Genomic DNA, 14,303 nt, shown 5'->3' with positions numbered 1-14,303 from the left:
AACAATCCAGTTATGAAACTATTTCATTCATTACTATACCCTTTATTAGTAGGTAGCCTGTTTTGCCTTTCTTGCTCGGATGACGAGCAGGATACGGGCACGAAGCAGCCTCTTACTGCGGGCGAGGTTACCTTCGGTGTAGACCTCACAGCATTCTCAACCCGTGTCACTCAAGACGGCTCGTCATGGAATAAGGGCGATAAGATTGGCACATACGTGTTGGACATGAAGACTCTTGAACCTGCCACGGAAGTAGCTAACGCACCTTACGTTTGCTCGGAAGAAGGTGCATCCGTCTCTTTCACTTCCACTGCACCGCTTAAAGTGCAGAATGACGGAATACCGGTGAAGTTTGTAGCATACTATCCCTATAATGACGATGTGCGTGATTTCAACTATCCCGTGCAACTGGCTTCACAAGGAAAGGGTAGTACGGCCTGCGACTTACTGTATGCTGCCACCAAAGAAGATTATACCTACTCTCTGGAGAATGAACCCCATATTGCATTGAACTTTACACATCGTTTGGCTAAAGTGATTCTGAAGTTTGTGAATATGGAAAAAGAACCGTTGGAAGTAAGTAATGTACGCATTGAAGGTATGCAGACTGCGGCTTCGTTCAATATACAGACCGATGTACTGACAGTTGACGGCAACTCCATTGCTACTATTACCCCTTATCACAATGCTACAACAGGATTCTACGAGTCTATCATTCTTCCTTCGGCACTGAAGGATACCTACAAAGTATCTTTTGTACTGAACGATAGAGAGACAGAATGGATATTTACCAATTTGGATATCGCCTTGCCGCAATTCCACAAAGGTTATAGTTATACCTTCGCACTCTACATTGATGATAGCGGCTTTGTGGAAATGGGACGCCTTGAAAATGTAGATGGTGGAAACTCATCCGCTCCCTGGGAAGACGGAAGCAACGAAGACGGTACGGCCGATGGCGACAAGACACCTGTGGCCGGATATAGCTTAACCCCTGCCGACGGCACACAGCAAGCACTTGCAGATACCGAACTAAAACTATCATTTGAAGGTGTTGCCCCCGAACTTGGTACGAGTGGCTCTATCCGTATTTATCGTATGAACGACCATAAATTGGTAGACGAAATCAACATGGCAGAGCGCAGAGTATCCATTGTAGACGGTCAGACTAAACTGAATACATGGATGGATATTATCGGCGTCACTCCTAAGGGTTCTTCCGTCAGCCGTCGTATCGTAAACTACTATCCGGCAAGAGTGGAAGGCAACGACTTCATCATCAAGCCTCATCAACAACGCTTGCAATATGACACCGAATACTATGTAACTATCGAACAGGCTGCCGTAAAGCAGACGGACTTCAAAGGAGTATATGGCCGTGCATGGACTTTCAAAACCAAGCCCGAACCGGTACTGACCGGACCGAACTATACAGTGAAGATTAGTCATACCAATCCTGACGCTGACTTCTACACCTTGCAAGGTGCTATTGACTTTTGTGCAACACACGTTGAACTGAATACTGCCAAAACTTTCCAAATGGATAATGGCATCTATCAGGAAATCATCTACTTGCGCGACCAAAGCAACATTACGGTAAAAGGAAATGCCAGTGACAATACAGCCGTAAATATCCAGTATGATAACAGTAATGATATAAACGGTGGTATCGGTGGCGGTACCAATATCGACCAATTTGCTCCGGTAGGCACTACGGTTCCTTCTTCCGGCGGTCGCTCAGTAGTCATACTCGATGGAAATTCCGATAAAATCCGCTTTGAGAATGTGACAATAGAGAATGCTTATGGCTGGACATTGGGAAAGAACGGGCAAGCCGAGGCGCTTTACATCAACAACAAGTCGGCAGCTTTCATCAACTGTCGTGTATTGAGCTTCCAGGATACACTGCTTCCGGGTGGTGGTTACAACTGGTTCAAAGATTGCTTCATAGCCGGAGCTACCGATTTTATCTGGGGTTCGGGTAAGGTAGTATTGTTCGAAGACTGTCAGCTCCATGCACCAACCGGCACACGTGCGGTGATGCAGGCGCGTGTCAGAGAAGGATATTTGGGTTATGTATTCTTGAACAGCCGTTTCACGGTTGGTGCAGGTGTCACTAACTCTACTCTGATTTATCAGTACGAACCGGACAACCTTACTTTCTTGAATTGTACGTTTGCCGATGTATATGGCCCTAACTTTGTAGGTGAAAATAAACCGCTGACACCGGCCACACCTACTGTTACCACCGGCTGTAAACTCTACAACTGCAAGACGGAATCCGGTGCCAACCTCTATGAATCTATCCCGGCAGCAGTACGCAGCACAGTGTTGCCACTCAGTAAGGAACAGTACGACCAGCATTTCGGTACGCGCGAAATCATAATGAGTTGGGACGGATATACCGATGCTGCCTGGTTTAAGTAATTGAATATTTAAGGTAAAAGAAGATATGAGTAGATTGATTCAAATGGCTGGTCTTGTACCAGCCATCCTGGGGCTGTTCTGTGCTTGTCAGAGTACTGCCAGGCAGGTATACACAGAGACGGATTTGAAAGCCATGTATGCAGACCTGCCTTTCTCCATGCCTGTTGTGGAACGTCCCGCTTTTCCCGACTATCAGGTGAATATTTGTGATTTCGGAGCAAAAAGCGACGGCGTGACGCTGAATACGGAAGCTATCAACAAGGCTATCAAAGCAGTACATGAAAAGGGCGGCGGTAAAGTAATCATTCCTGAAGGATTGTGGTTGACCGGGCCTGTCGTACTGTTGAGCAATGTAAATCTGCATGCGGAAAAGAATGCGCTCATTGTATTCAGCGGTGACACGTCTTTGTATCCGATTATCGAAACTTCGTTTGAAGGATTGAATACCCGGCGTTGCCAGTCGCCTATTTCAGCGATGAATGCCGAGAATATAGCCATTACCGGTTACGGTGTTTTTGATGGAGCGGGTGACAGATGGCGTCCCGTAAAGAAAAGCAAGATGACGGATGGGCAATGGAAGAAACTGTTGAACTCCGGTGGTAAAGTAGACGAAAGCGGAAAAGTGTGGTATCCCAATGAAGGAGCTTTGAAAGCATCTGTTCTCATGGCTGACTGGGGAAACAAACGACAGGATATTGATAATGCAGACTGGGAAGAAATGAAAAGTTGGTTGCGTCCTGTGATGCTTAGTATCGTGAAGAGCAAAAAGGTGCTGTTGGAAGGAGTGACATTCAAGAACTCACCGAGTTGGTGCCTGCATCCGCTATCGTGCGAATCTCTGATATTGAATGACGTGAAAGTGTTCAATCCCTGGTATTCGCAAAATGGAGACGCGCTTGATGTGGAGTCATGCAAGAATGTGTTGATTGTCAACTGTTTCTTTGATGCGGGTGATGATGCTATCTGTCTGAAATCGGGTAAGGATGAAGACGGTCGCAGGCGGGGAGAACCTTGTGAGAATGTGATTATAAGAAACAATACCGTCCTGCACGGGCACGGTGGCTTTGTCATCGGCAGTGAAATGTCCGGTGGTGTGAAAAACGTGTATGTGTCCGAATGTTCTTTTATCGGTACGGATGTTGGATTGCGGTTTAAGAGTGCCCGTGGCCGCGGTGGTGTCGTAGAGAATATTTATATCAATAATATAAATATGATTGATATCCCCAATGATGCCTTGATTGCTGATTTGTATTATGCGGTCAAAGGTGCTCCCGGTGAACCGGTGCCGGAGGTGTGTGAAGGGACTCCCGCATTCAAGAACATCTTTATCTCGGATGTGTTTTGCAGAGGAGCGGGACGCGCAGCTTATATAAACGGATTGCCGGAAATGCCGATTGAGAATATTTCCATCAAGAATATGGTAGTGACCGGGGCGAAAGAAGGCATTGTGGTTAATAAAGTGGCAAAACTCAATATTGAGAATGTTGAAATAGAGACTCCTGATAACTCTATGATACAGATTGAAAATACAACCGATATAACCATCAATGGAAAAGAATTAGGAACGATTTCAGAGAAGCGGTTGCTTACAAAGAACTAATACCTGATACCATATATGATATGAAGGGCTGGATGATGTACATTCAGCCCTTCGTTGTGTTATACTATTCTGCCAGCTGTCAGCTATTAATAGAAAACTTCCTTTCTCCTTATTACAAACTTCCTTTCCCTTATTACCAAAGTTTCTTTTATCAAAGATCAATCTATAAATGCAAGCTTTGATTATAAAAACAAAGCTTGCATTTATAAAAACAAAGATTGAAATTATATAATTGAAGCTTTCATTTATAGTTTGAGCTTAATGAAGAAAGAGTTTACTATAAAGGGAAAGGAAGTTTGCATCTAATGCAATGGAACTTTTCTCTTAATAGATGGGGAGACAGGTAGTAGGTGATGAGATAGTAAGAACGATAAAGGGTAATGAGTATGCTTTGAAGATAGAGAATAGGGTTTATAAGAAGATGTTGTTGTGCAGGGGGAGAACATAAAGAAACAGGGGTTGGGATAACTATACTATCCCAACCCCTGTTAAAGTGAATGATTTATATGTCCGATAACCTATTGAACCTGAATATTGACAGACTGCAAGTCGTTCGAATCGGAGCTGCTTCCATATAATACTTTATAAGTTCCGTTTAGAGGACGTATCGTATTAGTCGCTGTGTCAAACCATTCGAAAGAATCGTAAGGAAGCTCGATGCTGACGTTCTGTGTCTTTCCTTTGGCTATATTGATTCGCTGGAAACCACGAAGCGTTTTTTGAGGACCTTCCTTATCGTTGGGGCGGCAGATATATACCTGTACGACTTCTTCACCCTCTTTCTGTCCGACATTACTCACCGGAATAGTGAGAACAGCCTTTTCTCCTTTGCGCAACTTGGATTGACTGAGTTTTGCCTTTCCGTAGGCGAAACGGGTATAACTTAATCCGTAGCCAAATGGATAAAGAGGTGTTTCCGTCATAAAACGGTACGTACGTCCTTTCATGGAATAATCTTCATAATCCGGTAATTGCTGCAAACCTTTATAGAAAGTGACAGGCAATCGTCCGGCAGGATTGTAATCTCCGAAAAGAACATCGGCAACTGCTGTTCCGCCCGCCTGTCCGGGATACCATGCTTGCAGGATGGCGTCGCAATTCTGTGTTTCGGGCACGATTGCCATAGCCGAACCGGAAAAGTTGACGAATATGGTTTTCTTTCCATTCTTTTTGAAAAGGGCAAGAACCTCACGCTGGATGGCGGGCAGTTCGATTTCTGTACGGTCGCCACCTTTGAATCCGGGGTCGGATACCCGCATGGATTCTCCTTCCAGTAGAGGAGAGATACCGCCGGCAAAGATGACAACGTCTGCACTTTGCAGTTTATTCAGAATGTCACGGGCATCCATCGGAGTCTGTTTTGCCAGGTCGAAGTTGAGTGCGGGGTTATCCTTTACTTGGATGAAATGAAGTTCAATATCGTAACTTTTTCCTGCTTCGTAGTTGAAAGAATACAGGTTGGTATGATTCTTGATATTGGTTGCTTCGGCTATCTGTTTTCCGTTGAGGAATAAGGTAACTCCGCCGTTAGTCATCACGCGGAAAGTGGCGGCACCGGAATCTGTCGGATGGAAAGTGGAGCGGTAGATGGCGGTGAAGTTTTTCAATCCTACGCCGGGAGCGAATACGATAGCACCTTCCGCACTGAAATGGAAAGGAGTAGTCAGACGGTCGGTTGCGGCAATCTTGCCCTTATATTCACGGTTGTTCCAGTAGGTAGCGTCAAAGCCGGATTTTCCGTCAATGCTGCACTGGTTGAACAGGCTATGCAGAGTAGTGTCGTTGGTATATCCGCATACAGGTTCATAGATGATTTGCGCGTCGGGGAGTTTGGCACGTATTCCTTCCAGTAAAGTAACGGTTTGTGAAGGGAAGCCGTTGTAGTTACCCCACTGCATGACGGAGTCATTGGCATTGGGACCGATAACTGCAACTTTCATCTGACGGTTTAACGGGAGAATATTACCTTTGTTTTGGAGTAATACCAGACTTTCGTGTGCCATTTTCAGTGCCAGTTCTTTATGTTTGGGACAGTCAATGACGGAATAGGGGATTTCACTCCAGGGATGGGTTGGATTCATTTCCCCCAGTTCAAAACGGGCTTTCAGCAGTCTTTTGACGGAAGTGTTGACTTTCTCTTCCGAGATTAATCCTTGTTTGATGGCATCCGTGATACTTTTGAAGTTGCCACCACATTCGAGGTCGGTTCCGTTTAAGACAGCATCTGCTGAAGCGTGCGCGGCATCAGGATGAGTTTCATGTTTTCTGCGCTGGAAAAAGTCTCCGATAGCTCCGCAGTCGGTAACTACGATTCCTTTGAAACCCCAGTCATTACGAAGTATTTGGGTCAGCAGACGATTACTTCCACAACAGGGCTCACCTTCAAAGCGGTTGTAGGCGCACATCACTTCTTTTACATCTGCTTTCTGTACCAGTTCCTTGAATGCGGGAAGATAGGTTTCCCATAAATCCCGGGGAGCTATGTTCTCTGCATTGAAACTATGGCGGTTCCATTCGGGGCCGGAGTGTACGGCAAAGTGTTTGGCGCAGGCGTGAAGCTTATCATATTCGGCATCTTCCGGCCCTTGCAGACCTCTGACCACTGCCATTCCCATGCGTCCGTTCAGATAAGGGTCTTCTCCGTATGTCTCTTGTCCACGTCCCCAGCGTGGGTCACGGAAGATATTGACGTTCGGCGTCCACATGGTAAGTCCTTGATAGCGCTTATACTGTCCCCGTTCATTGAATTGGCGGTTCTTGGCACGTGCTTCGTCGGAGACGGCATCGAAGACTTCATAGATTAATTCGTCATTAAAAGAAGCGGCCATCCCTATTGCTTGCGGAAAGACAGTAGCCAGTCCGGCACGGGCAACTCCATGAAGGGCTTCATTCCACCATTCGTAAGGCTTGATGCCCAGGCGGGGGATGGCCGGAGAGTTGTTTTGCATCAATGCGACTTTTTCTTCCAGTGTAAGACGTTGAAGCAAGTCGTCTGCCCGTTGTTCAGCAGTCAGTTTCGTGTCCTGGTAGGGATACTTGTCTGGTTGTTGTGCCTGTACGTTCATGATGAATATTCCGGTAAGACAGGCGATAATCCATTGCTTTTTCATTTTCTAATTCTTTTAGTTTTTAGATTTGAGACTGCAATAGTACGCGCTTTTCATTAGTTTTGTGGGGAATATCCGGTAGAAAAGGAGTACTTACTCACTTTTTATTCTCCTTATATTCAGACGGCGTGATTCCTATTACTTTTTTGAAGCATTTACTAAAATATTTCGGGTCGTTGAAGCCTGTCATGTAGGCTACTTGCGAGAAGTTATATTCACCGCTGTCAATTAACTGAACAGCTCGCTTGATTCGTATTTCCCGTATAAAGTCTACGGGTGTCAGTCCGATAATTGATTTGAGCTTCCGGTAGAAGATAGTGCGACTAAGCATTAACTTTTCTGCAAATTCATCAATGGTCAGTTCGGCATTATCCATCTGTTCTTCCATAAATTCCATAACTTTCTCCATGAATTGCTCATCGTACGGAGTAATTTGCGGTTGCGACGGAACGAGGGAATCGGTGGAAGGCGAGGTGTTCTTTCCTTCCATCAGTTTATCCATATATAATTCTTGCAGTGCCTTGCGTTGGCGTAGCAGCGATGCTATGCGGGTTTTTAAATAAGTAGCGCTGAAAGGTTTGGTGATATAATCATCTATACCTTGTTCCAGTCCGGCGATACGGTCGTCCAGGGATGCTTTGGCCGATAACACGATAATAGGTATATGACAAATATTCTTGTTTTCTTTGATTTGCCCTATCATCTCCAAACCATCCATAACCGGCATCATGACATCGCTGATGATAAGGTCGGGCAGGTCAATAACGGCACGTTGCAATCCTTCCTCCCCATTGGAAGCCGTTATCACGGTATAGCTTTCCGATAGTATATTCTTCAAAAAAGCTTTTAATTCTTCATTATCTTCTACGACCAGTATGGAGAAATTTTCTGCATTGTTTTCCAATTCGTCTTTTTCCTCTGTCTCCTCCGGCGCTTTCATGCTGTCAACGGGATGAGGCGTTGAACTTTGGCTGTCATTCAGAATAAATTCCACTTGCCCGTCTTCTTCGAAAACTTTCTTTTGCAAGGGCAAGACAACCGTGAAGCGACTGCCTATCCCAGGCTGACTAATTACATCAATAGTGCCATGATGCATTTCCACCATTTCTTTTACTAAGGATAAGCCAATGCCTGAAGACGGTTGCAGTATATTCTGTTTCACTAATGACTCAAAACGTTGGAACAGTGAATGTTGCTTCTCTACTGCAATCCCGATACCTTCGTCTGCCACTTCTATCTCTATCGTCTTTTCTTTCGTCGTGATATGGACGGTTATTGATTTGTCGGCAGGCGTATATTTGAATGCATTAGAAAGTAGATTGAAGAATATCTTCTCGAATTTATCCCTGTCTATCCAGCTATATACCGATTGAACTGTAGAATGTAATTGATAATTTATATTTTTCTCTTCAGCTATCAGCTTGAAACTATTCATAACTTTTTGTAAGAGCGGAATCAAATCGGTTTCTTCTATCAACAGTTTCATCTTCTGATTCTGAATCTTACGGAAATCCAGTATCTGATTCATCAACCGGAGCATGCGCTCTGTATTCTGATGTACCAAAGTAAGATGCTCGCGTGCGGAAGGCGAAAGAGGTTCATTCTCCAGTACTTCTGTTACGGGACTGCTGATGAGAGTCAGCGGAGTGCGTAACTCATGAGAAATGTCGGTAAAGAACCTTAATTTTATATTAGCTAATTGTTGCTCCATATCGACTCTGTGGCGCAACCGGTAGATGTAAAACAACACGTACACGATTGTCGCTGTGAAAAGTATGAATAGGATGAAATAGAGCAGCCACGCCCAGTAAGTTTCCCAAAATGTAGGAAGCACATGTATAGGCAGGGTGCGTACATTGTTCGTCCAGACTCCATCACTGTTCGTTGATTTTATTTGTAACTTATACCTGCCGGCAGGCAAGTTGATATAGCTTGCAGACCGGTTATTGTCGGCTTCATTCCATTCTTCCTCCAGCCCTTGCAAGCGATAGGCATATAAAATACCTTTGGGATTTACATAATCAAGTGCGGCAAACTGGAAAGTGACATTTCGTTGTGACGATTTGAGTTCCAGTTCTTTCAATTTGTCGATAGAATAATCCGTAGAGTGTCCTTGAATTTTAAGTCCTGTGAATACAATAGGCGGAACATATTCGCTTTTGTGCATCTTTTCCGGTGACACTTCGAGGAAACCTTTATCCGTTCCTAATACTATTTGGTTACGGGCATTGATAACAGGAATCGCTTCCGAGAAATTAAACTCTTGATAAATCGAACTCAATTCATAGTTTTCGAATGTCTCTTTGACAGGATCGAATTTGGAAAGAGCTATTTCTGAAACCACCCATAGTTGGTTCTGTGTATCTTCAATCATTGATAGTGCCAAATCCGAAGCTAGCCCATTGTTTTTATCATAGTTCTTGAACTGGATATTCTCACTGAGTAGTTTGTCTGATATAACTTTATTTACTCCTCCGGTGAAGCTGATGATATAAGTGGTTTTATTCTTGTCGGTATATATGTGCATGATGTCATTAGCGCTGAGACTGTTTTTATCTCCCGGCCTGCGGATATTCCGGTAGAATTTAATTTCTTCCAAACGTTCGAAGTTGCTTGAGAATGTAAGTAGTCCATTAGTAGTTCCCACAAGGATAACTCCGCCCGGAGCTTCGGCAATATTCCGAACCTTCATGCCGTAAGCTATGGGATAGTTTCTCAATTCATTGTTACCGTGAATAAATGATGTTTTTCCATCTTTGGTTTGTGTCAGCAAGTTTAATCCGCCACCATAACAGCCTACCCAAATATTACTGCGACTATCCTGATAGATAGCATAGATACTGTTACTGCTCAGGCTGTAAGGATCAGTAGGCTGATGCTCAAAATGGTGGATAGAGTACTGATTTGCTCCTGTTTTCCTTAACTGGAAAAGACCGATGTCTTTCGTCCCCAACCATATATTATTGTTTTTATCTTCCAGGATGGAATATACTCCGTTAAAGAACGGTTGCTTTTCTTTGACGATGTTTCCCTGCGGTGATAAATAGCCCTCCAAAGTTCCGTCCGGTTTGTATATCTGAATATAGTTTGATTTGGATGCCGTCCAAAGCCGTTTGTTACTGTCCCGTAAGAAAGCGCGTGTCTCCGCTTCATAATCAGTCAGGTTAAATTGATAGCTTTGTGGGAAAAAACATAATTTCTCTACACCACGCGCTGTTGCAAACCAGCAGTTGCCCTGATTATCCAATGTGTAAGACCTGACTAATGGACTGAAAATAGATTTGGGATTGTTTATATCCGTAAGAAGCGGTTTTAGGGTTTTCTCTTTCCTGTCATAATAACAAAAGTTCCCTTCGGTGGGGAGTAACCATAAGTTTCCTGCCTTATCCTCAAAAATGAGTTTGCGACTTTTGCGTCCATGCTTGATGATTTCATCTTTGGGAGTAAACAAGTGCTCTTTTTCATTGGTGGCGAGATTGAGATGGATAATTCCCGGATCCTTGGAGAATATCCAAATATCTCCCAAATAATCCTGATAGACCGTTTCTACATAGTTGGAAGGTTGGGTAGCTGTACGGATATCTATTTGTTGGAAACTATTCTTTTGAGTGGAATATAGTATCAACCCGTTATTTGTTCCCAGTGCCAGCATATCTTTCCCTATGGCCGTGACATTGTTTATCTTGTCATGGGGATAAGGAATATCTACGAACTTTAGTTTTTTAGTGTGAAAATCATATCTGGCCAACTTATCATTTTCTGCAATCAGATAGATAGTCTCTTTTATTTGAGTGATAAATTGAAAAGGAAAGTCGGTATCTAACGTCTTTTTCCCTATGATTGAAATACCTTTATCGGTCAATATCCATTCGTCCTCTTCCGAATCCTGATAAACAGTAACTATTTGCTCCCCTTTCAGGTTGTGGTTGGAAGTTGTATAAAGCGTGATGCCTTCCCCTTTTTTGCATAACTGTTCGTCTACTCTGTAGGCATATCCGTTTTCGCAGAGAATCCAGGCAATTCCTTTTTTCAGAGAATAAATACGGGTGACATAATGAGTCTGTTTAGTGGAACGCTCTATCGGTTGGAGAACATCTATGAACTTCTCGGTTTCCACATCGAATAAACAAGCTTGCCCATCGTAAGTAGGACACCATATATCTCCGTATTTACTTTCGGAGATCGTCCCCATGCGATTGCTTCCGAATGCATACGTACTCTCTTGTGAGGTTTTATAGGTCTTGAAAGTATAACCGTCAAATTTATTAAGCCCATTCCAGGTACTAAACCAAATAAGCCCTTTCCGGTCTTGTAGAATGCTCATAACAACCCCTTGGGCAAGACCGTCACTGACAGAGAAATGCTTTACCTGACAGATGGGTTGGGCAATTATTATAATTGCTGTCGAAAGAAGAAGCAATAGCGTGCAAAGCCGTTTCATAGTAGTTGCTTTAATGTTTAAAGCAAAAATAGGCAAAACAAACCGGAATAGAAAGAGAGGAAAGTGGTTTGAACGAATTATACTCGTTTTTGCTTATTTTTTCCCCGTATACTGTGTGTTATCATCTCCTTTCAAACTTTATTGATACTTAAATAAACGATAGTTATTTAAACTAAAAACCTCTTTATATTCTTATTAGGAATATAAAGAGGTTAATTTTATTGACGAGAGTTGCATGGGGTATGGTGAGATGAAATCATAATTGGGGAATAAATTGCACAAGACTTTCACAAGTATCCTCCCGTCAATGCCTAAAATCAAGGCAAAGCTAATTAAATAGTTTTTGGGATAGCAATAATTATTAAATTATCTTATGGACTTTATGATTATTTTAATATATTGAAGATATTTTGTACCATCTTTCCGTAACTCGCTGTTTTTTCTTATGTTTGTTGGTTAAATAACAAAAGTATGAAGTAACGATGTCTACACATATCTTATATAATGATTTTCCAACTTTCCTGCGGAAGTATTTTCATTACAAAGTGCAAAAGATTTCATTGAATGCAGGTTTCACTTGTCCCAACCGGGATGGAACGAAAGGATGGGGCGGTTGTACCTATTGCAACAATCAGACTTTCAACCCTGACTATTGCCGGACAGAGAAATCTATCGCTACCCAACTGGAAGAAGGCAAGTGCTTTTTCGCCCATAAATATCCGGAAATGAAATATTTGGCCTATTTTCAGGCTTATACCAATACTTACGCGGAACTGGAAGGACTGAAACGTAAATATGAAGAAGCGTTGGAAGTGGATGATGTGGTAGGCTTGGTGATAGGTACACGCCCGGATTGTATGCCTGAAGGCTTGTTGCGCTATTTGGAAGAGTTGAACAAACATACTTTCCTCATGGTAGAATATGGTATAGAAAGCACCTGTGACAAGACTTTGCAGCGTATAAACCGGGGACATACTTATGCAGATACGGTAGAAGCTGTCGAACGGACTGCCGGCTGTGGCATTCTGACAGGGGGACATATTATCCTCGGACTCCCGGGAGAAACCCATGATACGATGGTAGAACAGGCGGAAATCCTTTCGGAATTACCTTTGTCTACTCTGAAAATCCATCAGTTGCAATTGATTCGTGGCACACGTATGGCGCATGAGTATGACGGAAATCCCGATGATTTCCGTTTGTTTACGAAAGTGGATGAATACATTGATTTGGTGATTGACTATGTAGAACATCTTCGTCCCGATATTGTCGTAGAGCGTTTTGTCTCTCAATCTCCTAAAGATTTATTAATAGCACCGGACTGGGGATTGAAAAATTATGAATTTGTAACACGTTTACAAAAAAGAATGAAAGAAAGAGGTGCTTATCAAGGTAAGAAGTATAGGGATTCGGAAAAAAGGCTTATTTTTGCAGATGATAAGATTACCACTTGATAAATATCTGTTTTGGGGAACATTGAGTGGTGAGAGAGATATTTAATGTAATTTGAAGAATGGAACATAAAACAAGAATTAAAGGAAATGTCCACTATGTGGGAGTAAATGACCGTAACAAACACAGATTTGAAGCGATGTGGCCATTGCCCTATGGAGTTTCATATAACTCTTATCTGATTGATGATGAAATGGTGGCATTGGTGGATACGGTGGATATCTGTTATTTTGAAGTCTACTTGCGTAAGATTAAGCAAGTGATTGGAGAACGTCCCATTAATTATTTGATTATAAATCATATGGAACCGGACCATTCCGGCTCTATCCGATTGATTAAGCAGCACTACCCGGAAATTATTATTGTGGGTAATAAGCAGACATTCGGCATGATTGAAGGCTTCTATGGCGTGACTGGCGAACAATACCTGGTGAAGGACGGAGACTTCCTGGCCTTAGGACGCCACACACTACGTTTCTATATGACTCCGATGGTACACTGGCCGGAAACGATGATGACATTTGACGAAACAGATGGCATTCTTTTCTCCGGTGACGGATTCGGATGTTTCGGCACGTTGGATGGTGGTTTCCTGGATACCCGTATGAATGTAGATAAGTACTGGGGAGAAATGGTGCGCTACTACTCTAATATCGTAGGAAAATATGGAAACCCTGTACAAAAGGCGTTGCAGAAACTCGGCGGACTTCCTATTTCCGCTATTTGCTCTACTCATGGGCCGATATGGACGGAGAATATAGCCAAAGTGATTGGCATATATGACCGCTTGAGCCGTTATGACGCGGACGAAGGTGTGGTTATTGCTTACGGCAGCATGTATGGAAATACGGAGCAAATGGCTGAAGCTATTGCTGCGGAACTTTCCGCTCAAGGAGTTAAGAACATCGTTATGCATAATGTGACGAAGAGTCATCCTTCTTATATCATAGCTGATATTTTCCGTTATAAAGGGCTTATCATCGGTTCTCCTACTTATAGCAATCAGATATTCCCGGAAGTAGAAGCACTGCTTTCAAAGATTCTGCTGCGTGAGGTGAAAGGTCGTTATCTAGGCTATTTCGGTTCTTTCACATGGGCGGGTGCTGCTGTGAAACGTCTAGCGGAGTTTGCGGAAAAGAGCAAATTTGAACTGATAGGCGATCCGGTAGAGATGAAGCAGGCGATGAAGGATATTACCTATACTCAATGCGAGAACCTGGCACGTGCCATGGCGGATCGCTTGAAGAAAGACCGTTGAAACAGTGAATGAGATATT

At 43.2% G+C, this 14,303-nt stretch carries 6 protein-coding genes; 4 read left to right on the top strand and 2 right to left on the bottom strand.

Annotation, left to right across the window (positions count from 1 at the left end):
- Positions 1 to 12: 12 nt before the first annotated feature.
- Positions 13 to 2,427, top strand: coding sequence for a pectinesterase family protein (locus tag HC965_RS14055; RefSeq protein WP_191032057.1), 2,415 nt, complete (start codon positions 13 to 15; stop codon positions 2,425 to 2,427).
- A 25-nt stretch (positions 2,428 to 2,452) separates the two neighbouring features.
- Positions 2,453 to 4,027 carry a glycoside hydrolase family 28 protein gene (locus HC965_RS14050; protein WP_191032056.1) on the top strand — a complete coding sequence of 525 codons (1,575 nt, stop codon included), beginning with the start codon at positions 2,453 to 2,455 and terminating at the stop codon, positions 4,025 to 4,027.
- A gap of 518 nt (positions 4,028 to 4,545) precedes the next feature.
- Here HC965_RS14050 and xyl3A read toward each other — a convergent pair.
- A complete protein-coding gene (gene xyl3A / locus HC965_RS14045; protein WP_191032055.1) occupies positions 4,546 to 7,137 on the bottom strand; it encodes a xylan 1,4-beta-xylosidase in 2,592 nt (863 codons plus the stop codon).
- 94 nt (positions 7,138 to 7,231) lie between these two features.
- Complete coding sequence (locus tag HC965_RS14040) at positions 7,232 to 11,575, bottom strand: hybrid sensor histidine kinase/response regulator transcription factor (RefSeq protein ID WP_191032054.1); 4,344 nt, start codon at positions 11,573 to 11,575, stop codon at positions 7,232 to 7,234.
- A 482-nt stretch (positions 11,576 to 12,057) separates the two neighbouring features.
- Here HC965_RS14040 and HC965_RS14035 point away from each other — a divergent pair, with 482 nt between their 5' ends.
- Both HC965_RS14035 and HC965_RS14030 read left to right on the top strand, forming a co-directional pair.
- Positions 12,058 to 13,029 carry a TIGR01212 family radical SAM protein gene (locus HC965_RS14035; protein ID WP_191032053.1) on the top strand — a complete coding sequence of 324 codons (972 nt, stop codon included), beginning with the start codon at positions 12,058 to 12,060 and terminating at the stop codon, positions 13,027 to 13,029.
- Between the two features lie 59 nt (positions 13,030 to 13,088).
- Complete coding sequence (locus HC965_RS14030; protein WP_191032052.1) at positions 13,089 to 14,285, top strand: FprA family A-type flavoprotein; 1,197 nt, start codon at positions 13,089 to 13,091, stop codon at positions 14,283 to 14,285.
- Positions 14,286 to 14,303 lie beyond the last annotated feature (18 nt).

This window comes from Bacteroides sp. GM023, from assembly GCF_014750685.1.
GTDB lineage: Bacteria > Bacteroidota > Bacteroidia > Bacteroidales > Bacteroidaceae > Bacteroides.
The sequence above is the reverse complement of the archived record's forward strand: the minus strand, read 5'-3'. Positions and strand labels throughout refer to the sequence as shown.

Excerpts from the sequence above, each read along its gene's own strand:
- HC965_RS14035 (WP_191032053.1), top strand. The coding sequence starts at position 12,058 with ATGTCTACACATATCTTATATAATGATTTTCCAACTTTCCTGCGGAAG.
- HC965_RS14050 (WP_191032056.1), top strand. The coding sequence starts at position 2,453 with ATGAGTAGATTGATTCAAATGGCTGGTCTTGTACCAGCCATCCTGGGG.
- xyl3A (WP_191032055.1), bottom strand. The coding sequence starts at position 7,137 with ATGAAAAAGCAATGGATTATCGCCTGTCTTACCGGAATATTCATCATG.
- HC965_RS14030 (WP_191032052.1), top strand. The coding sequence starts at position 13,089 with ATGGAACATAAAACAAGAATTAAAGGAAATGTCCACTATGTGGGAGTA.
- HC965_RS14055 (WP_191032057.1), top strand. The coding sequence starts at position 13 with ATGAAACTATTTCATTCATTACTATACCCTTTATTAGTAGGTAGCCTG.
- HC965_RS14040 (WP_191032054.1), bottom strand. The coding sequence starts at position 11,575 with ATGAAACGGCTTTGCACGCTATTGCTTCTTCTTTCGACAGCAATTATA.